The sequence below is a fragment of the Bradyrhizobium sp. LCT2 genome (genome assembly GCF_009931255.1).
GTDB lineage: Bacteria > Pseudomonadota > Alphaproteobacteria > Rhizobiales > Xanthobacteraceae > Bradyrhizobium > Bradyrhizobium diazoefficiens.
Window position 1 is genome coordinate 7,100,962 of the sequence record NZ_CP034432.1, and the last position, 20,267, is coordinate 7,121,228.

The window sequence follows — 20,267 nt, forward strand, 5'->3', positions numbered from 1 at the left end:
GATTGGCCGCTACCGCCCTTTGCTTCGTTGCTTCCGGCCTCAGGTCGGCCGCAGCGCCTTGGCACCGAGGTCGAGCTCGTTGACCTGTTTGTTCCGCTCGGAATCGGCCGCCGCGCGATGGTCGGTCGCCAGCACCACGTAGACGGCGGGCAACACGAACAGCGTGAACAGCGTGCCGATCGACATGCCGGCAACGACGACCAGACCGATCGAGAAGCGGCTGGCGGCGCCCGCGCCGGTCGCGGTCAGGAGCGGGATCAGGCCCGTCACCATCGCGGCCGTGGTCATCAGGATCGGCCGCAGGCGGATGCGGGCCGACATCTCGATGGCAGAGCGGCGATCGAGCCGCTCGTTGACCTGGAGCTCGTTGGCAAACTCCACCATCAGGATGCCGTGCTTGGTGATCAGGCCGACCAGGGTGAGCAGACCGACCTGGGTGTAGATGTTCATGGTCGCCACGCCAAAGAACAGCGGGATCAGCGCGCCGACGATCGCCATCGGCACCGAGATCATGATCACCAGCGGGTCACGCAAGCTCTCGAACTGGGCCGCCAGCACCAGGAAGATGATGATCAGCGCGAAGCCGAAGGTGATCGCGAGCTGGTTGCCTTCCTGCACATACTGCCTGGAGTCCGCGAGATAGTCGTGGCTGAAACCCTGCGGCAGCTTCTTGGCCTCGCCTTCAAGAAAGTCGACCGCAGCACCAACAGTCACGCCAGGCATCGGCACGGCCGAGAACGTCGCCGAATTGAGCTGGTTGTAGTGGGTCAGCGAGTTCGGGTCGGTCTTGGTCCTGATCGAGACCACGGTCGACAGCGGAAGCTGCTGGCCGGTATTGGTCGTCACATAGTAGCCGCCGAGCGATTCCGGCGACAGCCGATTGCCCCGGGGCACCTGCGGAATCACCTGGTAGGAGCGCCCCTCGAGATTGAAGCGGTTGACGTAATTGCCGCCAAGCAGCACCGCGAGCGTGCTGCCGAGGTTCTGCATGTTGATGCCAAGGTCCTGGGCCTTGGTACGGTCGATCGTGACCTGCACGTTCGGCTGGTTATAGGCGAGGTCGCTGTCGGAGACGATGAACATGCCGCTCTTGCGCGCGGCGTCCTTCAGCTTCTCCATCTGCTCATAGACCGTCTGGAATCCGGCGGTGGAGTTGATCACCATCTGCACCGGCAGGCCGCCGGGTCCGCCGGGCAGCGGCGGCAGGTTGAAGGCGAAAGCCTGCACGCCCTCGATCTTGGAGAGCTCGGCCTGCACCAAGGACTTCAACTGGATCGACGAACGCTTGCGCTCCTCCCACGGCTTCAGCAGCATGCCGGCGATGCCGCCCTGCGGACCGTTGATGCCGTTCAGCACGAAGCGCAGATCGGTCTCCGGGAACTTCTGGAATTTCTCGTCGAGCTTTTCGCCGTAGAAATCGACATAGTCGATATTGGCGTATTTCGGCGCCTTGGTCACCGCGAACACGATGCCCTGGTCTTCCTCCGGCGCCAGCTCCTTCGACGTGTGCATGTAGAGGAAGCCGACCAGCCCGAGGATCGTCACCGCGAACAGGCCGGTGATGGCCTTGTAGTCGAGCGAGCGATCGAGCCTGCGGCCATACCAGCGCGTCAGGGCGCCGAACACCTTGTTGACGGCCTTGGCGAAGCGGCCCTCTTCGGTGTTCTTGAGCAACACCGAGCACATCATCGGCGACAGCGTCAGCGCGATCACGCCTGACACGATCACCGAGCCTGCGAGCGTGAAGGCGAATTCGCGGAACAGCGAACCGGTGAGACCGCCGAGGAAGCCGATCGGCGCGTACACGGCCGCGAGCGTGATCGTCATCGAGACAACGGGACCGACGATTTCACGCGCGCCTTGCAGCGATGCCTGGACCGGCGTCTTCCCTTCCTCCAGATGGCGATGGATGTTCTCCACCACCACGATGGCGTCGTCGACCACGAGGCCGATCGCAAGCACCATCGCGAGCAGCGTCAAGAGGTTGAAGCTGAAGCCGAAAGCCAGCATCAGCGTGCAGACGCCGATCATCGACAGCGGAATGGTGACGACGGGAATGATGACCGAGCGGAGCGAGGCCAGGAACAGGAAGATCACCACGATCACGATGATCACGGCTTCACCCAGCGTCTTCTCCACCTCGTCGATCGAGGACTGGATGAACTTGGTCGAGTCGTAGGCGACCTTCATCTTCATCGACGGCGGCAGATTGCGTTCCAGTTCGGGGAACAGCGCGCGCACGCCCTTGACCAGCGTCAGCGGATTGCCTTGCGGCGTCGCCTGCACACCGATGAAGATCGCATGCTCGCCGTTGAAGGCGACGCTCGCGTCCGTGCTCTGGGCTGCAAGCTCGACGGCGGCGATGTCCTCCATCCGCACGAAGCCGCCGTCCTTGGCCTTGACGATCATCTTCCTGAACTGATTGACGTCGGTCAGGCCGGTGTTAGTGGAAATGTTCGAGACGATCAGATAGCCCTTGGTCTGACCCGCCGCGGACTGGAAGTTGTTGGCGGCGATCGCGGCGGCAACATCCGCGGGCGACACGTTGCGGCCGGCCATCTTCACGGGATCGAGCCACAGCCGCATCGCAAAGGTCTGGCCGCCGAGAATGTCGGCCGAGGCCACGCCGTCGACGGTCGACAGCACCGGCTGCACCACGCGCGTCAGATAGTCGGAGATCGCCGAGCCCGACAGCTCCTCGGAGGAGAAGCCGAGATACATCACGGCCGTGGTCTGGCCCGTGGTCTTGGTGACGATCGGGTCGTTGGATTCCTTCGGGATCAGGTATTTGACCGAGTTCGTCTTGGCCAGCACCTCGGTGAGCGCCTGGTTCGGATCGAAGTTCAGCTTGATGTAGACCTGGATCGTCGAGGTGCCGAGCACGGAGGACGAGGTGATGTAGTCAACGCCTTCGGCCGAGGCGACCGCCTGCTCGATCGGCGTGGTGATGAAGCCCTGGATCAGGTCCGCGGACGCGCCGGGATAGACGGTCGTGATGTTGATGACCGTGTTCGACAGCTTCGGATATTGCCGGATCGGCAGCACCATCGCCGCGCGCAGGCCGATCAGCAGGATCAGCAGGCTGACGACGACCGACAGAACCGGACGCTTGATGAAAATATCGGTAAAGGCCATCGCGGCGATCTCGATTTCTTTGTCTTTAGAAAAGTGATCCGGCCGAGCCGGATCACTTAAGGGTGGCAAGGGGTCAGTAGCGCGGCGGCTGCGCCGGGATCTGCGGGGCCGGATCGGTCGAAATCGACACCGGCGCGCCCGATTGCAGCTTGAGCTGGCCAACGGCGACGACCTTGTCGCCCGGCTTCACACCCTTGATGATTTCGACGCGGCCTTCGACCCGGCTACCGGTCTGCACGAAAGTGCGCACCGCGGAGAGGCTGGTCTTGCCATCCTCTTCCTTCTTCTCGGTGATCACGAACACCGAATCGCCGTACAGCGTGTAATCGACCGCCGTTTCCGGCACGGTGATCACCGCCGGCTTGTCCGGCAGCACCACCGTGGTGGTCACGAACATGCCGGGCTTCAGGATCTTGTCCGGATTGGCGACGGTCGCCTGCACGCGGATGTTGCGGGTGTCGGTCGCGATCTGCGGCTCGATCGTGGTGATCTTGGCGTCGAAGGTGCGGCCCGGATAGGCGTCGACCTTCAGCCGGACCGGCTGGCCGACCTTGAGGTTGCCCGAGTCCTTTTCCGTCACCGTGAAGTTGGCCCACAGCTCCGACAGATCGGTCAGCGACACGATCGCCGTGCCGGCCGTCAGATACTGGCCGACCTCGACCTTGCGCATGCCGAGATCGCCCGAGAACGGCGCGCGCACCAGCTTCTGCGAGATCAATGCCTCGGTCTTGGCGATGCCGGCCATCGCCTGGTCGTAGGCGGCCTGCGCGGTATCGACGGTCGCCTGCGGGCCGAACTGGCGCGAGGCGAGCTGCTTGGCACGATCGAGCGAGAGCTGCGCGACGGTCGCCTGCGCCTTATAGTTGGCGAGGTCGCCCTGATCAGGCGCGTCGAACAGCTGCACCAGCGGCATGCCGGCTTCGACATGCGAACCCGGCTCGAACTTGATCTCGGTGACGCGACCGTTGACGTCGGCGCTGACGTCGACCTGATGCACGGCGGCAAGCCCGCCGACCGCAGTCAGCAGGTTAGGCACCACCTCGGACTTCGCCTCGGCCGCACTGACCATGGTCGGCGGCGGCTTGTTGTTGGCGAAGAACTGCTTGATCATCTGGCCGCGGAAGTAATTGAACCAGACGAGGCCGCCAACGAGTGCGCCGAGCAGCGTGCCGATAATGACGAACCAGAGCACCGGCCGGACCGGACGCTTGGGAGCCTTGTCGATCGGTTCGCCCGAAATCTTGTGTTCGGTTACGATGTTCATGTCATGCGCTTTCTGCAATCGCCGTCTTGCCCGCATCCGCGGCCTGATCGCGGCCCAAATGCGAAGCAATTGCGGCGTCGTTAAGTCCAATACCTCTCAGGAGAAACTCACAGAGCTGGCGCTCCAGATCGTTCGCCTTGCCGTAAGCGAGACAGGGCGCAGCCGGCAGCCTGGTCAGGGCAACAGTCATCACCGAATGATGTGCGAACCAGAACAGGTTGAGCGGATCGCCGGTGCACGGCCGCGCGTCCCCGGCCGCAACCGCGCGCTCGAGCGAGGCGACGAAAATCGCCCCGATCAGCGTCTCGATCTTGGCATATAGCAAACGCGCGAATTCGCCATCATCCAAATGGCTCGTGGCCATCAGTCGCAGGCGCTGCGCCTCTTCCTGGTCGGGCCCGTCGGCGATCTCGAGGAAATGCTCGGTCATGCCGCGGATCACTTCGACCAGAGTGGCGGTCGATGGTACCCGCCCGAGCAGCTCCATCAATGCCGGATCCGCCTCGCATTCGTCGCTGAGAATTTCGGCGTAGAGCGCCGCCTTGGACGGGAAATGCTTGAACAGCAAGGCTTCGGAAATGGCAGCGGCGGCCGCCACGCTCTTGGTCGTGGTGCCGGTATAGCCGTGTCGGGCAAAGCAGCGCTTTGCGGCGCCGAGGATCAATTGACGCCTCAGGTCGCTCGTCATTCGCAGTGAGCTCATAGAATAGTGAGTAAGCACTCACCCACGCAAAAGTCAAGCATTATGCTGCATCGCAACCTTGAAACGTTGTAATTTCAGTGGAAATTGCCCCGCCTGCACGGCGCACGTGCAGACCAGGTTCGCCGCGGGGAATGGGCCTAGATCGGCTGGAAGCCGAGATCGCCGCGGATCCGGTTGACGATGTAGGTCCCGTCCCGGCTCGGCAAAATCCGCTCAAGGCTGGCGCTGTCGATCTTCACATTGGCAAATCGCGGGCCCGCCGAGACGTCGTGGACGGCTTTGGCAAAGGCCTCGACCTCGGCCATGGTCGAGATCGCGCGCGCGTCCCCGATGCCGCAGGCCCGGGCGACGCCGACGAGGTCGGCGGCCGCCGAGGTGTGGCTGGTCTGGCCGCCGGTCTCGCCGTAAGCCTCGTTGTCGAGCACGACGATCGAGAGGTTGGACGGCTTCTGGAGCCCGATGGTGGCAAGGCTGCCCATGCCCATCAGCATCTCGCCGTCGCCGGTGATGACCAGCACCGGCAGTTTTGGCTGCGCCAAAGCCAGCCCGAGGCCGATCATCGCGGCGCCGCCCATCCCGCCCCAGAGATAGAAGTTGCGGGCGTGGTCGCCGGCCGCGCAGATGTCGTTGGTGGAGGCCCCGAGGCCGCCGATCGCCACCACGTCCTTGCGGTCCGCAAGCAGCGTCGAGACCACCTGGCGGCGGTCGAGGAGATTGGCCTTGCTCATTTGGTGAAGACCTTGGCGCCGATCAGGCGCTGCGACAACAGGACGGCGGTGGGCGTGAGCGCGTTATAGGCCTGCGCTGCGGCTGCCTCCATCACCGCCGGCACCTCGGCCGCACTGGACGCGCGCAGCACCTTGACGCCGGAGAGCTCGAACACGCCCTGCGTGGTCGATCCCATCGGCACCTGCCACGGATTGAACTCGCCCCACTCGCCACGCATGGTCACCAGCGTGAGGAACGGAAAGCGCAGGATCGCGATCAGCGACAGCATGTTGATGCAGTTGCCGACCCCGCTCGACTGCATCAGCAGGACGCCGCGCTGGCCGCCGGTCCAGGCGCCCGCGAGAAGCGCCACGCCCTCCTCCTCGGTCGTCAAGGGAATGCCGCGCATCGTGGAGGACCCCAGCACGCGCTGGATCAGCTTCGAATGGCCGGCATCGGGCACGTAAGGCACCTGCCGGACGTCGAAGCGTTGCAAGGTCGCGAAAATATCGTCCGGCCATGAAGGAGCCGTGTCGGCAGCATCCGTGCGTGCGTGCATTTTCCTGTCCGGTCGGCTAGCAAGGTGCGAAGACTGTAGACGCATGCTCGCGTCGACCAGAACAACAAAAACGGCATATCGGCCCTAACCGGCGAGTATAACGGGATGAACGCAGATGCGAAGGAGCTGGCGGCAAGCTTCGACCTCGAGAAGCTGACGCCGGAGTTCTACGACAACCCCTACCCGACCTATCGTGCACTGCGGGAGAACGAGCCGGTCAAGCGCCTGCCGAACGGCACCGTGTTCCTGACCCGCTATGACGACCTCGTCACCACCTACAAGAACACCAAGTCGTTCAGCTCCGACAAGAAGCGCGAGTTCGCGCCGAAATACGGCAACACCCCGCTCTACGAGCACCACACCACGAGCCTGGTCTTCAACGATCCGCCGGCACACACCCGCGTACGCCGCCTGATCATGGGGGCACTGTCGCCGCGGGCGATTGCAGGGATGGAGGCCGATCTCATCAAGCTGGTCGACGGCCTGCTCGACGCCATCGCTGCCAAAGGCAGCTGCGAGCTGATCGAGGACTTCGCCGCCTCGATCCCGATCGAGGTGATCGGCAATCTGCTCGACGTTCCCCATGACGAGCGCGCGCCGCTGCGCGACTGGTCGCTGGCGATCCTCGGTGCCCTCGAACCCGTGGTGTCGCCTGAAGCGGCCGCGCGCGGCAACAAGGCGGTGAAGGACTTTCTCGCCTATCTCGAAACGCTGGTCGCACGCCGGCGCGGCAAGCCCGGCAATCCCGAACGCGACGTGCTGACGCGCCTGATCCAGGGAGAAGGTAACGGCGAGGAGAACGGCGAGCGGCTGACCGAGAAGGAGCTGCTGCACAATTGCATCTTCCTGCTCAATGCCGGTCACGAGACCACCACCAACCTGATCGGCAACGGCCTCGTCGCGCTCGACCGTCATCCCGATCAGAAGCAGCGGCTGATCGACAACCCCGACATGATCAAGACGGCGGTGGAGGAGATGCTGCGCTACGAGAGCTCCAACCAGCTCGGCAACCGCATGACCACCGAACGGGTCGAGCTCGGCGGCGTCATGCTCGATGCCGGCACGTCGGTGACGCTGTGCATCGGGGCGGCCAACCGCGACCCCGCGCAGTTTCCCGACCCTGAAAGCTTCGACATCGCGCGGACGCCGAACCGGCACCTCGCCTTCGCCACCGGCGCGCATCAATGCGCCGGCATGGCGCTGGCGCGGCTCGAAGGCGCCATCGCGATCTCGCGCTTCCTGGCGCGCTTCCCGAACTACGCCGTGAACGGCCGGCCGGTGCGCGGCGGACGGGTGCGGTTCCGCGGCTTTTTGAGCGTGCCCTGCGCGATCGGCTGAGGCCTCGAAACAAAAATGTTGAAAACAACCCCATGCACAGTAGCGGAGGCTAACGGAAGATTGCCTCGGTGGATCCGCATAACCATTTGACAAAGGGAGGCAAACCAGCGGCTTCGCGCATCGCGCCGGGCTCGGACCGATTTGAGCGCGGTGCAGTCGGTTGACGCCGGCACGCAGCAATGGAGTGACGAAAGATGAGCTCGTCCGTCATTGATTACCTCGCAACGGAAACGCGCCTTGGCGCCCATAATTACGAGCCGATCGGGGTCGTCCTGTCGCGCGGCGAAGGTGTCTGGGTCTGGGATACCGACGGCAACCGTTATCTCGATTGCCTCTCGGCCTATTCCGCGGTCAGCCAGGGCCACTGCCACCCCAAGATTCTGGCGGCGATGGTGGAACAGGCACACCGGCTGACGCTGACCTCGCGCGCCTTCCACAACGACCAACTCGCCCCGTTCTACGAGGAGATCGCGGCGCTGACCGGCTCGCACAAGGTGCTGCCGATGAACAGCGGCGCCGAGGCTGTCGAAAGCGCGATCAAGTCGGTGCGCAAATGGGGCTACGAGGTGAAAGGCGTGCCGGACGACCAGGCCGAGATCATCGTCTGCGCCGACAATTTCCACGGACGCACGCTGGGCATCGTCGGCTTCTCAACGGACCCTGAAACCCGCGGACACTTTGGACCGTTCGCGCCGGGCTTCAGGATCATCCCGTTCGGCGACGCCGCGGCACTCGAACAAGCGATCACGCCCAACACGGTCGCCTTTCTGGTCGAGCCGATCCAGGGCGAAGCCGGTGTCATCATTCCACCGGCCGGCTATTTCACCAAGGTGCGGGAGCTCTGCACGGCCAACAACGTCATGCTGGTGCTCGACGAGATCCAGACCGGACTCGGCCGCACCGGCAAGCTGCTCGCCGAACAGCACGAGGGAATCGAGGCGGACGTGACCCTGCTCGGCAAGGCCTTGTCCGGCGGCTTCTATCCCGTGTCGGCCGTGCTCTCGAACAACGAAGTGCTCGGGACATTGCGACCCGGGCAGCATGGCTCGACCTTCGGCGGCAACCCGCTGGCCTGCGCGGTGGCCCGCGCGGCGATGCGCGTGCTGGTCGAGGAAGGCATGATCGAGAACGCCGCCAGGCAGGGCGCGCGCCTTCTGGAAGGCTTGAAGGACATCCGCGCCAACACGGTCCGCGAGGTACGCGGGCGCGGCCTGATGCTGGCGGTCGAGCTGCATCCCGAGGCCGGCCGCGCGCGCCGCTACTGCGAGGCGCTCCAGGGCAAGGGCATCCTCGCCAAGGACACCCACGGGCACACGATCCGCATCGCCCCGCCGCTGGTGATCACCAGCGACGAGGTCGACTGGGCGCTGGAGCAGTTCGCCACGACCCTGACGCAGGATTTCTCCTGAAGCTGCCTGCGTCGGAAGATCGCAATGCCGGCCGCGGCCAACAACGAGCCATTACGCCACCTGTGCGCTGAAAGTTGTGGGCGATTGCCAGGGCGCGTCCTCAGAAATCAAGCTTGATTGGTGCAGGCTTGCCCAATGTCCGTTGTACCCTGGTAGCGATCAAATTCCGCACCGCGGCCAGACGACGCGATGGGCCACTTCCGGTCTCATGCATCGCAGCAAATTGCGCCTCGTTGCGCAGCCAGGCAGCGACGGCGGCACGGTGAGGCCGTTGGCGGTTTTAAGACTGATGATCACCTCAGCGTTCGCGGCTTGCTGCTGTTTGATGATGGGACACCCGCTTGCCGTTCCTTCGCTTCGTAGTATTCAGCTGAAAACTTAATTGACCATCGCGCGAAGAACGAACGCAATTCCTGAGTGGGCTTTTCGACGCCGAAATGTTCGGCGACATGCGCCTCGCGCAGCCACCTCACCGCCGATGTGAGGCCGGCGGTGCGCTCGAGCCTCTCAACCGCCGCGATTCCGGCGATCTCTGCCTGCCGATAGCGAAAGCCGACCTTTCTGATCACATACACGCACTTGATGGTTTCGTAGCCCTTGAATACGAGCTGAACGAATGGATGTTTCTTGGCCTGCGGCCAGGCTGCCGGGTAGACCGGTAGCACCAAAAGCTTGCTCTTAGCTATGACGGTTGCGAGCGGATGCAAAAGTTGCATCCAAGCTGGCCAGGAGGTGACCTTGGCAAACAATACCGCGTGCATCGCCGTTGCAGCCCCGAAAGAGATCGGCAGCCAAAGTACCGCGCACAGGATCACGAGCAATGCGGTGTTCGGCGTGAGATGCCGGCATTCTCTGAACACCCATGCCATGCCGCCTTCAAACGCATCATGTACAGCTTGTTCGAACGCCCGATAGCTAATCTTCCGCCGGAACCACAACCAGTTCCGGCGAATCGATCTACTCCACTGTCGACGTTTCGCCTCGGATAGGGGAAGGAAGCGCAACGCGCCGTTTATGACGGTAACGATGACATCGCCAAGAACCTTGGCCGCGAAGAGCGGAAGCCAGACAATCTGCATTGCTAAAGGGAAGGCGTAGTCGAGCATCCGCATCAAGATCGAAAGAACGAAACGCAGGATCTTGTTTGTGGCGAGCGTGATAACAACAAGTGGGATGATAACCACATCGTCGGGGGCACCGCGGAAGCGGCTTTCCTCGGTCCATGCCGGGTGACGACCATCGGTCACGGTGCAACGTCCGGGCTGAAAACCGGGGATCATGCCGGCTCAAATTAGCATATTGCAAGCTCAAGGGGGGCCTTGAGTAGTCAGAGGGCGTTGCTTTAGGATTAGATGAGTTGCGGACTGCATGTCCGCCCGGTCTTCGCTTTTTGCTCACCCGTGGCGGCGATGGCTAACCATGACGATTCGTAAGAAAATCTTTCTGCTTGCAGGCATTCTGCTGGCAATTTTCGGCGCAGTCGTCGGCGTTCTCGGCTTCGCGCAAAAGCTCGACAGCGATCAGCTCGGGAACATCACCGAATATGAGCTGCCGTTATCGCGCATGGTTTCTGAATTCGATGTCCTTACCGATAGATACGAGCTCGAAGTCTTGCGTGTCCTGATATCCGATCGAGCCGATGCTGGAACGGAGCGGACGGCGATGGCCGCAGTGCGGGCAACGGCCGACGAGCTGCGCGATACCGTCAAGACAGGTGAAGCCTTGCTCCACAAAGCAACCGGCGACCCCGGCTACGACACTGAGGATCGCGTCGACCTGGCTCGCATGGCCGGCGTCCTCAAGTACATGGGCCGTAGTCTGGAAGACTTCCTCGCCGTGGGGGACGCCACGCTTGCGGCTTTCTCGGAGGGACGTCGCGACGAGGCCCGGACCATTTCGCGCGGCTTTGCCAAATTCGCCCTGGCGTTCGGCCCCGATCTCTCGCAGATTCGACGTGAGCTTGCCGATCTGACCGACCGGTCGACCCGCAGGGTTCTCGCGAGGCAGCGGTTGAACACCTATTTGAGCCTTGCCCTTTTCGTTGCGGCATGCGGCATCGGACTGGGCGTTAGCGCCATCGGATCGACACGCGTGGTCTCCGGTCTGCGTCAGCTTGTCGCAACCACGAAGGCGCTTGAACTGGGCACGAACGCCGAGCCGGTTTTGATAGCCACCCGCGACGAAGTCGGCGAGCTGGCACTCTCGTTCAACCGGATGGTCGACGAGTTGCGCGCGCGAGACCGCGTCAAGGACACCTTCGGAAAATTCGTCGATCCCAGGCTCGTCAGCCGGCTGATCGCCAGTGGCGCGGATCAGGCCGAACGGCGCAGCCTCACCATCTTCTTTTCCGACATCAAGCAGTTTACGGGCATCAGCGAGCAGCTAACCGCCAGCGCCGTCGTTCACCTCTTGAACAACTATTTCGGCGCGGTGGCCAATGTCATTCACGGCCATCGTGGGATCATCGACAAATACATCGGGGACGCCGTCATGGCGTTCTGGGTGCCGCCGTTTTCAAACGGAGACGAACATGCAAGCGATGCTTGCCGAGCGGCGCTGGAGCAGCAGGACGCGATTGCCGCTCTGCGAGAGCAAGTACCGGAGATCACTGGAATGCGGCGCAACGCACCGGAGCTGGTGATCCGGATGGGTATTGCCACCGGCGAAGCCGTGATTGGCACCATCGGCTCGGATTCCGCTCGTTCTTACACCGTTATCGGCGACAGCGTAAACCTTGCCTCGCGCCTCGAGGGCATGAACAAGATCTACGGAACCCTCATCATCATCAGCGAGGAGACTTTCCGGCTCGCACAAGGCGCGATTGAAGCGCGCGAAATCGACACCATCACGGTCGCCGGAAAAACCGAGCCGGTACGAATTTATGAGTTGATGGGTCGCGCCGGCGAGCTCGAATCCACGCGGGACGAATTGCGGGTGTTGTTCGCGAAAGGACTTGCCGCATATCGCAGCCGGAACTGGTCTACTGCGCAGACGGCGTTCGAAAGCTGCCTGTGCAAGATCCCCGACGACGGTCCGACGCGCGTCTTTCTGGAACGAATCGCGCATTTGGGTCACGCGCCTCCGGCCGCGGACTGGGACGGTGTCTGGCGTCACGTTGAGAAATAAGTGAGCGGACCGTAACCAGCCATTTGTCCGCTCCGAGTCCTTCCCTGACGAGTCCGGGATCTGCTCAAAAATCTGGCGCGCGGGCCGGTCACTTCGCATCGTCGGCGGCTAAGCGCAGGCCCGTCAGGTAGAACTCTCGATGCTCAGGACTGCGCCAATGCGTGGCGCGCGGCACGACGGGATGGGTGCGACGCACTTCCTGATGCGAAGACGGCACAAGGTTGCGACCGAGATGGCGCTCAATGTGCTCGCCTACAATATGAAACGCGTAATAGCGATCTTGGGTTGCCGAACGCTGCTGGAAGCGATGCAGGCGTAGGGGAGTTTGTATCGGAGCCAACTCTAGCCGCGAAACCGATCCCGGGCCCCTCAACTTGCCAGTCGACAAAAGGGTTATCACACAGCCTGGGCCAGAAGCGGTCATCAGCTGGCAGACAAGCGCCTGCCTGCCTCCATGCTGGCCCACTCAGAACGAGAGCTACTCTCCGGCATGAAACAGGCGGCCCGTTGGGGCCGCCTGATCAGAGCGGATGACCTATTGGCAGAGATGCCGGAGACCGTCAGCACCCTTGAAATAGGTGCCGGGCTTGCAGACGATGCCGTTGCGGGCAGCATACGTATTCCAGTTGCCGTGCCAGCCCATCTCGCCGGACATGGCGTAGGAATTGCCCCAGCTGCCGACGGTAGCGGCCGCCGCCGCCGGCTGGCGATACGCCGAGCGCCGAGTTGATTGCCGATGGACGCCGGTGGGGGTACCCCCAGTTCCAAGACCCGTGCAACTCGCGAATTCAGCTTGGCATTCGTCAGGATTGGAAAGGGCCGCCTGCGCCAGTGCAGCAGAGCTGGACAGGGCGGATGCCGCAATCACGACTGCGGCAAGAACTTTTAGATTCATCATGGCTTGCTCCTTGCAGTTGGACCGTGGCGCAAGATGCCACGTCTGGCAGTCGCCTATCGACGCTTGCGAGCCTGACTGTGCCACTTCGGCGGAAATTGCACCGCCAGGATTGGGACGGCTTAGGGTCAATCGCGTCACTTTGACCGCGCGCCGCTCACTTCCGATCTTCCCCGACTGGCGGACTTCTGCGGGAGACATCGAAAACCACGCTGGATGCTGCCTATTGGGCAGAATGCCGCAAACGCTGTTTGATCTAGATCAAGGGTCAAGAGCGCGCTTTTGGGGGTGCTAGCTCGCTGCAAGGCGATAGTCGAAAAAGCTGGGCTTCACCCTCAGGTTCTCGGGTCTTCCACTTTTTGATGATGGGTCTGCGCGTGGTTACATTGACGCGCTGGGCGAGGTGGCAAACGCCCGAAACGTTGGCTTCGGGTCCAGAACCGGACTCGTGCAGCGCAGCAAGTAGTGACGCATGGTCCTAAGGCAAAACTCGGCATGATCCCGGCAACCGGATGAACGGGTGCGTGGAACCTATCGGAGCGACGGACGTTTTTGTCCGCGAATGAGCAGCGCCGTGCCCGGCGCAGCCGGAGGCGCTGAGCTGCGCTGATCGGAGAAACGCTCATGAGACTCACTCTTTCAGTCATCAAAGCTGACGTTGGCTCCGTTGGCGGGCATACGAAACCGTCTTCACGCATGATGGCGACTGTCGAGGGCGAAGTTGCCAAGGCGATCTGCAATGGTCTGCTGATCGACGGTTTCATCTGCCACACCGGCGACGACATTGCGATCATCATGACGCACACACGGGGCGAAGGAAGCTCCGAGGTCCATCAACTCGCCTGGAAGACGTTCCTCGCGGCCACCTCGGTCGCGAAAACCTCCGGGCTCTATGGCGCTGGCCAGGATCTTCTCGCCGACGCGCCTTCCGGGAACATTCGCGGCGCCGGCCCAGGCGTCGCCGAGCTCAGCTTCGACCACAGCCTCTCCGGCGCGCGACCCGCGGAGTCCTTCATGGTGTTCGCGGCCGACAAATGCGGCCCCGGCGCCTACAACCTGCCGCTCTATCTCGCCTTTGCCGACCCGATGTACTGCGCGGGGCTGATGCTGCCTCCGATGATCAAGGGATTCCGTTTCCATGTCATCGACATGGACAACACAGCCGGCGACAGCCTCCTCGAGCTCGACGCACCCGACGACAGCTACCACATTGCCGCCCTGCTTCGCGACAACGAGCGCTTCGGCATCGATCGCATCATTTCTCGAACCCATGGCGAGGTCGTCGTGGCCGTTTCGGCACAGCGCCTCCACGCGATCGCAGGCAAGTACACCGGCAAGGATGATCCAGTCGCGATCGTCAGGAACCAGGGGATTTTCCCAGCTCCGGAGGAAATAATCTCGCCGTTCGCCAAAGCGCACTTCGTGGGCGGCGATGCACGCGGCTCGCATGTGATGCCGCTCATGCCGGTGCCACTCAACACGCCCGTTACCGGCATGTACTGCCTGCCGATCGTTTCTTGCGTCGGCTTTTCGATCGACAGGGAAGGCCGCTTTGCCGAGTCCTACACCGATTTCTTCGACAACCCGGCATGGGATGAGGTCCGCCGGCGTGCCCAGCGCAAGGCCATCGAGATGCGCAGCCAAGGCTGGTCCGGCGCCGCCATGCTACCCTACTCCGAACTGGAATATGGCGGCTTCCGCGACACCGTGTCCGGACTGCTGAAGCGTTTTCGACTGCGCGACGACCGCAAGCCGGAAGCGGCCGAGTAGCGGCCGCCTCCAATCACAAGCTGGAGCGATGTTCACCGTTCAATCGACAGATGCAGGCGCTATGACGACATGCCGATCCGGGAGGTGGATATGGCAAGAAAACGCATCGGCATTCTCACGGGCGGTGGTGACGTCGCCGGCCTCAATGCAGTCATCAAAAGCGTGACTTATCGCGGCAGTGAGGACGACATCGAGGTTGTCGGTCTGCGCCGTGGTTGGGAGGCCCTCACGCACCTGAACCTCGACGACCCAAACAGCAGGTCCCACTACGTCATCCCGCTGAACCGTGAAAACACGCGAACCATCGACCGGCGCGGCGGCACCGTGCTGCACTCGAGCCGCGTCAATCCCTCCAAAATACAAAAGCTGCCCGGTCATCTCGTCGGCAATGAGGTTCCGGTCTCGCTGAGCACCAACGGCGGCATCGCGACAAAGACATGGGACCTCACCAGCCGGGTGCTCGCTAACCTTTCGGGACTTGGCATCGAACACCTGATCGCCATCGGTGGCGACGACACGCTCAGTTATGCGGCCAAGCTCAACGAACTCGGCGTCAAGATCATCGCCATCCCGAAGACGATGGATAATGACGTCCGCAACACCGAGTACTGCATCGGCTTCTCGACCGCGATCACCCGCGCCAGCGATGCCATCCAGCGGCAGCGCACCACCGTCGGCTCGCATGAGCGAATTGGCATTTTCCGCGTCTTTGGCCGCGATGCCGGATTTACGGCACTCTACACCGCGTATGCGACCTCGATACGATGCCTCATACCGGAGCATAAGGTCGACCTCGACAAGCTGATCCAGTTGCTCATCGAGGACAAGCGCGCCAATCCAAGCAACTACGCGCTGATCGTGCTCAGCGAGGGAGCTCAGTGGGAAGGCTACAAGCTGCGGGAATACGGCGAGCCTGACGCCTACGGTCACCGCAAGAAGGCCAACGTGGCGGAATCGCTTGCCGACGAGATCAAGCAGCGCACCGGCGAGGAGACAATCACCTCCGATCTCACCTACGATTTGCGATCGGGCGATCCGGACTTCATCGACAAGCTTGTGGCCCTGACTTTCGGTAACATGGCCTACGATGCCATGCTGGAAAGCAAGACCGGCCTCATGTCGGCGCTGGTCGAGGGCCGCTACGACCTCGTGCCCATCCCTGACGCCAAGCTCGGTCCGCGCAAATTGGACGTTGCGAGCAGCTACAACACGGAGCGCTACCGCCCCATCTACGCCAACAAGCAGGGGCTGCCGATCTTTCTCAACCGCGCGTCTTAGCGTGCCGGAAGCTGCCTGCGTCGGAAGATCGCAATGCCGGCCGCGGCCGACAACGAACAATTCCGCTACCCGCGCGTTGAAAGTCGTGGGCGATTACGAGCTGGGAGCGACGATCATGCGTCCGCGTGGCGTTTGCCTGAGGGCCTTTCTGGTTGGTGTCTCGGTGCTGGCGACGAGCGTCGGTGCGTCCGCCCAGGGACTCGGCCAGGGACATGGAAGAGGTGGACCACCGGGTCCGGCCGCAGCGCCGGCGGCCCGGCCGGCACCACCACCTGCCATGGCACGTCCGGCGGCGCCCCCAGCCATGGCGCGTCCCGCCGCGCCGGCATTCCATCCCCCGGCCATGCCGCAGCGCCCGGCCATGGCGCCACATCCCGCGCCGCACATCGCCTCACCATCGCCGCGCCCGACGCCCCACTTCGCTGCACCGCCGCAGCGGGTCGCCCCGCACGTGGCGGCGCCGCGGCCTGAATTCCATCGCGCGCCGGCAGCGCCGCAACGTCCGGCCATGGCACCGCGGCCGACGCCGCATATTGCCGCCCCGTCCGGTCCAGGCGCAGCGCCGGCCGTGAGCGAGCGGCTGTCGCGACGGGAGCAGATCGACCAGCGCGCGCAACAGCATCAGCAACAGATCCAGCAGCGCCAGCAGATGGTGCAGCAGCGGCAGCGCGAGGTGCTGTCGCGCCAGACCGCCGAGCGCCAGACCCGCATCGACCGCCTGCAGCAGCGCGTGCAGCAATTGCAGTCGCAAAAGCCGGAGGGCGCGCGGGCGCAACGCGAGCAGCAACGGATGCTCCAGACGCAGAACCGCCTGCTGCAGCGCGAGCAGCGCACGCAGCAGACGGATCTGGCGCGCCAGCAGCGGCTGGGACTGCAGGCTCCCACTGCAGCCGCTACGGCAACCGCAGCGGCGGCCGCCGCGCGAGCCGCCGAGCGCGGGCGGTTTGCCGAGCGCTTCCGCGAGCAGGCCTCTGCGCAAACCCAGGCGGCCCTCGTCGCCCGCCAGAGCGGCTGGGCGCCCCGGCAGGCCTGGCGACACCGCCATCCCGCGGTGTTCGTGGCGTGGCTTGGGCCCGTGTTCTGGCCTTACGCCTATTCCGACATTTTTGACTACACGTTCTGGTCCTACGCTTACGAGCCGGGCTATTGGGCGTACGCCTATGACGACTTCGTCGACACCGTGTTCTGGGGTGGTGACAGCCCCTACGCCGCCTATGCCAGCATCAACCCGTACGACTATCCGCAAGCCGGCGGCGGCTCCCGCGCGCGCCAGCGCGCCAGCGTGAGCCCGCAAACGCTGCAGCAATTGTGCGGCACACCGGACAAGGGCGTCACCGCCTGGCCGCTTGCCGATATCGCGCGGGCGGTGCGGCCGACGCCGGAGCAACGCGCGCTGCTCGACCAATTGAAGACCGCGGCTGCCAACGCTGCCGGTGTGTTCAAGGACTCCTGCGCGGACACTTACGCACTAACTCCGCCCGGCCGCTTGCGCGCAATGATGAACCGCGTCAGCGCGACGCTGGAAGCGGTCAAGATCGTGCGCCCGGCACTGGAGAATTTTTACAACTCGCTCAGTGACGAGCAGCAGGCCCGCTTCAACGCGCTCGGCCCCAATGTCGGCGACCGCTCGCCGCCGCAGCAGCAAGCCAGTGGAGAGGGATGCGGCGATCCGAAGTCCGGCCTGACCCAGCTGCCGATCCAGAGGATCGAGGCTGTGCTCCACCCCGCGGGCAAGCAGAAGGAGGCGCTCGACCGCCTCAGCGAGGCCACGGCGAAAGGCGTTGAGGGCCTGCAGGCGGCCTGCCCGAACGATGTGCCGCTGACGCCGGTCGGACGGCTGGAGGCGATGCAGCGCCGGCTCGAGGCCATGCTGACGGCCGCCAAGCTGGTCGAACCTGCCCTCGACGAGTTCTACGCCACGCTGAGCAGCGAGCAGAAGGCGCGCTTTAACACGCTGCAACAGGTCGCAGGCCCGTGAGGGCGACGTCGCGGGAGCTACACGTCCGGTGCCGCACGATGCAGGTGCGCACCGATACTGATTGCGCGCTTTGCAAAAAGCATATTCGCATTAGGGCCGGAATCGGGGGTCAATCGGCGTGTGTATTCAAGCCCGGCATGCCACTTCCTAACGTTTGGCTTGGTCCTCCCAGTCCTCCCACTCCACACCGTTGATTTCCAGGTAACTGGAAACGGCTGCGCCAATGGTTGGGAAGAAATATTGCTCGCCAAGCTGCGAGAACAGTCCAAATCTCTTCAGCTTGTCCTTGACTGGATCTTTCAGCTCGGCAAAGCAGAACTCGATACCCTGCGCGTGCAATGCCTCGTCCAATTCGGCGATTGTATCGCCGGCGGAGACGTCCACGCTGGTGACAGGCTCCGCCGCAACGACCAGCCAGCGTACGGGCGTCGGCGATTTCGCCACGGCGTCCAGTACGCGCTCTTTGAAGAATTCGGCGTTGGCGAAGAACAGCGGCGCATCCCACCGAAACAGGACCAGCCCGGGGATTTGGCGTGCATCCGGATATCTTGTGATGTCGTGATAACCTTTGACGCCATGGGCGCGACCCAACACGGCGGAGTGTGGGCGCCAACCGTCCCACAGGAACTCGGCGATGGCGATTGCTATTGCCAGACCAATTCCTGGAATCACTCCGAGCACCGCCACGCCGACAAAGCAGACCATCGATAGCCAAAACTCCCACTGCTGAATCCGATAGATTCGCTTGAGGTCGGTGACCTCAAACAAGCCGATCGCCGCGGCGATTACGACGGCCGCCAATGCAGCGGTGGGCAAATGCTGAAGGAGGTTTGGCGCCACCAGCAGAAGGATGGCGATGGCAAGCGCGCCGACGACTGAGGTTAGCTGGGTACGGGCGCCGGCGGCTTCCGCAACGGGCGTGCGCGAAGCGCTGCTGCTGATCGGGAAGCCCTGAAAAAAGCCGGTTGCCAGATTGGCCGCGCCAAGCCCCACCATCTCCTGGTTGGGATCGACATGAGTGCCCAATCGTGCGGCATAGGCGCGCGAAAGCACGCTGGTGTCAGCGAATGATACCAGCGCGATTGCGCAGCCGCCGACCAATACCGGCACGATATCGCCGTAGGTGATCCAGGGGATCGCGAAACCCGGCAGGCCCTGCGGAAGAGGACCCAAAACCGCCACGCCGTAACGGGTCCCAAGATCAAGCACGCCGACGATGGCGGTCGCCCCGACTACCGCAATCAGAATGCCTGGCAGCCGCTTGCTGTTCCGGAGCAGCAGGATGACCGTCAGCGTGCCGAGCCCGATCCCGAATGCGACCCAGTTTGTCTTTCCTTCAAGGATTGCATCGGCGATCGCCCATAGGCTTCGTAAAGGTCCTTCGCTCTCGATCGAGAAGCCGAGGAGCTTTGGCAGCTGGCTGATCAAAACGGTCAATGCAATTCCGTTCATATAGCCGTATCGTATCGGCTTGGAGAGCAGCTCGGTGACAAAACCCAAGCGCGCGATGCCGGCCAGAATGCATACCGTCCCCGAAACGATCGCCATCATCGCAGCGAGCGTCGCGGCGCGAAGAGGATCGCCGCCAGACAGTGGGACGACAACGCCGAGGATGACGGCTGCCAGCGCCGAGTCAGGTCCCAGCACGAGGATGCGGCTGGGGCCAAACAACGCGTAGACCAACAGCGGCACGATCGTTGCGTACAGACCGGCGATGCCAGGCAAGCCCGATGCTGTCGCGTAGGCAATTCCAACCGGGACCAGCATCGTCGCCAGGACGAGTCCGGCGAAGATATCGCGCGGAAGCCACGCCGCCTCATATCGGCGGAGGGTTTCGATTGCCGGCAGCCAATCGATCCAATGCTTCATTGGGGGTCACTTCCAGATCCGGCCAGGCTCGTTGGCAACGCACACATTGGCCGCGATTGGCCCAGCTGGAAGCCAGTCTAGGCTGTTGCGTCTCTCGGCAAGTGGAAAAATGTCACATCCCCGCTCATTCGCTCCAATGTTGCCAGCGGCATGTCCGTTTTGGGGGCACCCGCGACCGGGTCGATCCAGCGGCAAGTCCGACCAATGTCCGTCTGCCGCTGAAAGCGGAAGTCAA

Annotated in this window: 14 protein-coding genes; 6 read left to right on the forward strand and 8 right to left on the reverse strand. The window is 63.2% G+C overall.

What is annotated here, in order from left to right; translation table 11 throughout:
• Window positions 1–39: 39 nt before the first annotated feature.
• From EI171_RS33725 to EI171_RS33745, 5 genes are all read right to left on the reverse strand, one after another.
• Window positions 40–3,135, reverse strand: a complete 3,096-nt coding sequence (locus EI171_RS33725) for a MexW/MexI family multidrug efflux RND transporter permease subunit (RefSeq protein WP_161535887.1) — start codon at window positions 3,133–3,135, stop codon at window positions 40–42.
• A gap of 73 nt (window positions 3,136–3,208) precedes the next feature.
• Entirely contained in the window at window positions 3,209–4,399 is a 1,191-nt protein-coding gene (locus tag EI171_RS33730) for an efflux RND transporter periplasmic adaptor subunit (protein WP_028172437.1), read from the reverse strand.
• Between the two features lies 1 nt (window position 4,400).
• Window positions 4,401–5,102 carry a TetR/AcrR family transcriptional regulator gene (locus EI171_RS33735; protein ID WP_161535888.1) on the reverse strand — a complete coding sequence of 234 codons (702 nt, stop codon included), beginning with the start codon at window positions 5,100–5,102 and terminating at the stop codon, window positions 4,401–4,403.
• A gap of 137 nt (window positions 5,103–5,239) precedes the next feature.
• Complete coding sequence (locus tag EI171_RS33740; protein WP_011085642.1) at window positions 5,240–5,830, reverse strand: thiamine pyrophosphate-dependent enzyme; 591 nt, start codon at window positions 5,828–5,830, stop codon at window positions 5,240–5,242.
• Entirely contained in the window at window positions 5,827–6,369 is a 543-nt protein-coding gene (locus EI171_RS33745; RefSeq protein ID WP_161535889.1) for a phosphonopyruvate decarboxylase, read from the reverse strand. Before EI171_RS33745 ends, EI171_RS33740 begins: the two co-directional genes overlap by 4 nt.
• 105 nt (window positions 6,370–6,474) lie before the next feature.
• Here EI171_RS33745 and EI171_RS33750 point away from each other — a divergent pair, with 105 nt between their 5' ends.
• Window positions 6,475–7,707, forward strand: coding sequence for a cytochrome P450 (locus EI171_RS33750; protein ID WP_161535890.1), 1,233 nt, complete (start codon window positions 6,475–6,477; stop codon window positions 7,705–7,707).
• A 194-nt stretch (window positions 7,708–7,901) separates the two neighbouring features.
• A complete protein-coding gene (rocD, locus tag EI171_RS33755; RefSeq protein ID WP_028172441.1) occupies window positions 7,902–9,116 on the forward strand; it encodes an ornithine--oxo-acid transaminase in 1,215 nt (404 codons plus the stop codon).
• Between the two features lie 293 nt (window positions 9,117–9,409).
• On the opposite strand, the gene EI171_RS33760 is transcribed toward rocD, so the two are convergent.
• Window positions 9,410–10,396: a hypothetical protein gene (locus EI171_RS33760; RefSeq protein ID WP_246740316.1), complete on the reverse strand. Its 987-nt coding sequence runs from the start codon at window positions 10,394–10,396 to the stop codon at window positions 9,410–9,412.
• Between the two features lie 139 nt (window positions 10,397–10,535).
• Between EI171_RS33760 and EI171_RS33765 the strand changes: the two genes are divergently transcribed.
• Window positions 10,536–12,242, forward strand: a complete 1,707-nt coding sequence (locus tag EI171_RS33765) for an adenylate/guanylate cyclase domain-containing protein (RefSeq protein ID WP_161535891.1) — start codon at window positions 10,536–10,538, stop codon at window positions 12,240–12,242.
• Window positions 12,243–12,777: 535 nt separating this feature from the next.
• Here EI171_RS33765 and EI171_RS33770 read toward each other — a convergent pair.
• Window positions 12,778–13,140 carry a hypothetical protein gene (locus EI171_RS33770; protein ID WP_038965801.1) on the reverse strand — a complete coding sequence of 121 codons (363 nt, stop codon included), beginning with the start codon at window positions 13,138–13,140 and terminating at the stop codon, window positions 12,778–12,780.
• Window positions 13,141–13,761: 621 nt separating this feature from the next.
• Between EI171_RS33770 and EI171_RS33775 the strand changes: the two genes are divergently transcribed.
• The 3 genes from EI171_RS33775 to EI171_RS33785 all read left to right on the forward strand — a co-directional run bounded on the left by EI171_RS33775 (window position 13,762) and on the right by EI171_RS33785 (window position 18,163).
• On the forward strand, window positions 13,762–14,907 hold the full coding sequence (locus EI171_RS33775; protein WP_011085635.1) for a fructose-1,6-bisphosphatase: 1,146 nt from the start codon (window positions 13,762–13,764) through the stop codon (window positions 14,905–14,907).
• Window positions 14,908–14,997: 90 nt separating this feature from the next.
• Window positions 14,998–16,185, forward strand: a complete 1,188-nt coding sequence (locus tag EI171_RS33780) for a 6-phosphofructokinase (RefSeq protein ID WP_028174826.1) — start codon at window positions 14,998–15,000, stop codon at window positions 16,183–16,185.
• A 304-nt stretch (window positions 16,186–16,489) separates the two neighbouring features.
• A complete protein-coding gene (locus tag EI171_RS33785) occupies window positions 16,490–18,163 on the forward strand; it encodes a Spy/CpxP family protein refolding chaperone (RefSeq protein ID WP_305764997.1) in 1,674 nt (557 codons plus the stop codon).
• A 147-nt stretch (window positions 18,164–18,310) separates the two neighbouring features.
• Here EI171_RS33785 and EI171_RS33790 read toward each other — a convergent pair whose 3' ends face one another.
• Window positions 18,311–20,032, reverse strand: a complete 1,722-nt coding sequence (locus tag EI171_RS33790) for a SulP family inorganic anion transporter (protein WP_161535893.1) — start codon at window positions 20,030–20,032, stop codon at window positions 18,311–18,313.
• Window positions 20,033–20,267 lie beyond the last annotated feature (235 nt).